Source organism: Candidatus Eisenbacteria bacterium (genome assembly GCA_016867495.1).
Lineage (GTDB): Bacteria > Eisenbacteria > RBG-16-71-46 > CAIMUX01 > VGJL01 > VGJL01.
The window spans coordinates 1-4,278 of record VGJL01000208.1 but is presented as its reverse complement, the minus strand read 5'-3'; the positions used below and the strand labels follow the sequence as shown (position 1 = coordinate 4,278).

General features: G+C 65.7%; 3 protein-coding genes. All 3 read left to right on the top strand.

Going from position 1 to position 4,278, the window contains the following annotated elements; all coding sequences use genetic code 11:
• On the top strand, positions 1-733 hold a 733-nt coding region (locus tag FJY88_12270; GenBank protein MBM3288110.1), incomplete at its 5' end, for a 2,3,4,5-tetrahydropyridine-2,6-dicarboxylate N-succinyltransferase.
• Between the two features lie 3 nt (positions 734-736).
• Positions 737-3,190, top strand: a complete 2,454-nt coding sequence (locus FJY88_12265) for an ATP-dependent protease (protein MBM3288109.1) — start codon at positions 737-739, stop codon at positions 3,188-3,190.
• Between the two features lie 235 nt (positions 3,191-3,425).
• The coding region (locus FJY88_12260) for a hypothetical protein (protein ID MBM3288108.1) at positions 3,426-4,278 on the top strand (853 nt) is incomplete at its 3' end.

Genomic DNA, 4,278 nt, shown 5'->3' with positions numbered 1-4,278 from the left:
TCGGGGAGAGGCGCGCGTCGCCGAGCCCGGGCCCGGCGGCTGGATCGTCAATGCCTGGGTCCGCATGGCCGTCCTCCTCTACTTCAGGCAGACCCCCGCGCAGACCCTGCTGGCGGGGCCGTTCGAGTATCGGGACAAGGTCCCCGTCAAGCGCGGCCTCGAGGCGCAGGGGATCCGCCTGGTGCCGCCCGGGATGATCCGCTACGGAGCCTTCCTCGAGCCGGGCGTCGTGGCGATGCCGAGCTATGTGAATGTTGGCGCCCATGTCGGTTCGGGAACGATGATCGACACCTGGGCGACCGTTGGAAGCTGCGCCCAGGTCGGGCGCAACGTCCACGTCTCCGGCGGCGTCGGGATCGGCGGCGTCCTGGAGCCCGTGGGGGAGCGCCCCGTCATCATCGAGGACGATGTCTTCCTCGGATCGCGATGCGTCGTGGTGGAGGGAGTGATCGTCCGCGCCCGCGCGGTTCTGGGAGCCGGGACGATCCTGACCGCGTCGACGCCGATCGTCGACGTGCGTGGCGACGAACCTGTCGTCCGGCGGGGAGAGGTGCCGCCGGGGGTGGTCGTGATCCCCGGCTCTTGGCCGAGGAGATTCCCGGCCGGGCTCTTCCATCTCCCATGCGCCCTGATCGTGGGTGAGCGGAGCGGCTCGACCGACGGCAAGGTGCGCTTGAATCCGAATCTGAGGGAGTTCCCTCTCGACCTCGAAGATCCAACCAAGGGAGCATGACCCATGAGCGAGTTGCGTGACTGCCGCGTCCCACCCGGAGATCTGCGCTGGAACTGCGATCCCGCGAGCCTCCCCTTCGAGACAAGCGACGAGATCCCTTGCTGCGAGGGGATCATCGGCCAGGACCGGGCCGTCGGCTCCATCATGCTCGGCCTCGAGGTGCGAAGCAAAGGTTACAACATCTTCGTGTGCGGCGAGCCCGGTACCGGCCGGACGACCTCGGTCAAGCAGCTTCTGGAGACGCTCGACGTCCCGGCCCAGTCCCCTCCCGACGTCGTCTATGTCAACAACTTCAAGAACCCGGACATGCCGGTGGCGATTCTCCTTCCCGCGGGGCAGGGGAGCAAGCTGCGCCACGACATGCGCGACCTGATCGTCCACATGAAGACGAGCATCCAGCAGATCTACGAGAGCGAGGCGTACAAGGAGAGGACCAAGGGGGTCATCGAACGCTACAAGGAGAGCGAGAAGGAGGCCATCCGCAAGTTCGAGGAGAGGATCAAGGAAGAGAGCTTCGCCTTGATCCAGGTCCAGCTCGGTCCATTCTCCAAGCCGGAGATCGCCCCCCTGATCGCCGGGGAGCCGCAGCAGATCGATCGGCTGGAGGCGCTGGTCCGCGACGGGAAGTTCCCCAAGGAGGAGTTCCAGCGGCTGAGGGCCAAGTACCAGGAGCTGACAGGCCTCATGGAGGAGACCTTCCACCAGGTGCGCGACCTGAAGCGAGGCCTCCGGGGCGAGCTCGCGGAACTCGAGAGGGAGTTCGGCCGTCCGGTCGTCGACGACTACATGAACGACCTGAAGAGGGAGTACGAGAGTCCCAAGGTGACCGAGTATCTCGACGGGGTGCGGGAGCAGATCCTCTCCCACATGGACCAGTTCACCGAGCGCGACGGAGAGGAGCAGCCGACCGCGCACCCGGAGGTCGACGCCGAGCGCTTCCTCCAGTACCAGGTCAACGTCCTCGTCGACAACTCCTCGACCGTCCGCTCGCCCGTCATCGTGGAGACCTCCCCCAACTATCGAAACCTCTTCGGCACGATCGAGAAGGTGGTCGACCGCTCCGGCCACTGGAGGAGCGACTTCACGCACGTCAAGGCGGGATCGCTCCTTAGGGCCAACGGCGGATTCATCGTCTTGAATCTCTACGATTTCATCGGCGAGCCGGGCGTCTGGTCGGCCCTCAAGCGGACGCTCAAGAATCGCCAGATCGACATCCAGGGGTACGATCCCCTCTATCTCTTCACGACCTCCGCCCTGAAGCCGGAGCCGATCCCCGTCCGCGTCCGCGTCGTGGTGATCGGAGATGCCTATGCCTACCGGATCCTCTATGCCTACGATCCCGACTTCCGCAAGATCTTCAAGGTCAAGGCGGACTTCGACTCCGTCATGAGCCGTGACGCGGAGAACATCGATCGTTACACGAAGTTCATCCGCAAGATCCAATCGGAGGAGGATCTTCTGCCGGTCCAGCGCACGGGGGTGGCGGCGATCCTCGAGCAGGGGGTGCGTCTGGCCGGCAGGCAGTCGAAGCTCTCAACCCGCTTCAGCGAGATCGCCGATCTCGTGCGCGAGTCCTCCTACTGGGCGAAGCGCGCGGGCTCGAAGCTCGTCGACGCGACCCACGTCCGCAAGGCGATCGAGGAGAAGATCAAGCGCGTGGGGCTGATCGAGGACAAGATCCAGGAGCTGATTGTGGAAGGGACGCTGATCGTCGATTCCGACGGCGCGCGCGTGGGACAGATCAACGGCCTCTCCGTGATCGACCTCGGAGACTACATGTTCGGTCGCCCCACGCGGATCACCGCGAAGACCAGCGTCGGACGCGCAGGGGTGATCAACATCGAGCGCGAGGCGGATCTCTCGGGGCCGTCCCACAACAAGGGCGTCCTCATCCTGGAGGGGTTCTTCCGCAACCGTTTCGCTCAGGACAAGCCCCTCGCGATGAGCGCCTCGCTCTGCTTCGAGCAATCCTACAGCGGGGTCGACGGCGACAGCGCCTCCTCGACGGAGATCTACGCCCTCTTGAGCAGCCTCGCCGATGTGCCGCTCCGACAGGATCTGGCCGTGACCGGCAGCGTGAACCAGCATGGGGAGATCCAACCGATCGGCGGCGTGAACGAGAAGATCGAGGGCTTCTACGAGGTCTGCAAGGCCCGCGGGCTGACTGGACGGCAGGGGGTCCTGATCCCGGAGATCAACATGCGCGACCTGATGCTCCGCCAGGAGGTCGTCGATGCCATCGCCGCGGGGAGATTCCACGTCTTTGCGGTGCGCACGGTGGAGGAAGGGGCGGAGCTGTTAACCGGGGTGAAGGCCGGAACGCGCGGGCCCGACGGCGCCTATCCGAAAGGGAGCCTCTTCGCCAAGGTCGATGAGCGGCTGCGGGCCTACTCGGCCGCCATGAAGGCCTTCGGCGCTGGCGGGGAGGAGCCGGCGCCCCCCGGAGGACGCGGCTAGAGGGGAAGAATCCACTCCGCAGAATCCACTCCGCATCCGCAGAATCCACTCCGGGCCTTGCCTCCGCGTCGGGTCCGGCGTAGAATTCAGCCGGCGAGAGAATCTGCGGCACCGAGCCCCTTCGCAAGGAGTGGGGCTCGATGTGCTCGGAGGATCCTACGCTTCACGACAGTTGTCGCCACCAGCAAGCACGCAGGATCCGGGGGATCGTCGTTCCATCATGCGCGAGGTGCTCATGCCGAGGACAGTATGTTCCGCATGTCTAGCCACACTCATCCTCATCCTGCTCTACCCCGCCGGCTGCGGCGCCTACCAGGGTGTTGCCTCAGGAAGGGTGGCGCTCATCGACACGCCCGCGAGAGTCTATGGCTTCAGCCCCGGCACCGGGTACTGGACGGGTCGCACGCTCGACTCGCCGCTCGATAGCAAGCTCGTGGGCGCCTACATCGGCTACGCGCGATCCTGGGCGCGCCTCTATGCCTACAACTCAAACAACGGGCAGTGGTACGTGACGCCCTTCCAGGGGGCCATCGTGGGAGAGGACGTCGAGAACACGACTGCGATCGCCTGGACCGCCAGCACTTGCTACGGCATCGCGACCCCATGGAACTCCTGGGCATCGTGCTCACTCGACGGGCGCCTCCCGGTGGGAGGAGGCTCCGCGGGGACCTTCGGCCTGGTCTGGACAAAGGCGAACGGATACGCCTACAACGCCTCGACGGGCCAGTGGACGGTCCAGGCCTTCACGGGGGACGCGCTCGGGGGGATCGTCACGCAAGGGATGGGGCTCGTCTGGACGCACCAGGCCGCCCATGTCTTCAATAGTCAGGGAGCGGGGAGCTGGAGCATCACGCCGATCGAGGACCCGGTCGGGATGTCTGTCGCCGGCATGGGGCGCGTGGGAGTCGTCTGGGGCAAGTACAATGCCTATGCCTACTCCGGCACGCTCAGCCAGTGGTCTGCTGTCGAGGTCAGCGAACCGCTCCAGGGAGGATCCGCCGGCTCCGAGGTGGCCCTCCTCTGGACGAGCCGGGTCGCCTACGGATTCGACGCGGCCACGGGCTCCTGGTCCAGCGTCACCCTGCAGA

Bases quoted from the DNA above. Each gene is read 5' to 3' on its own strand.
- FJY88_12265 (MBM3288109.1), top strand. From the start codon at position 737: ATGAGCGAGTTGCGTGACTGCCGCGTCCCACCCGGAGATCTGCGCTGG.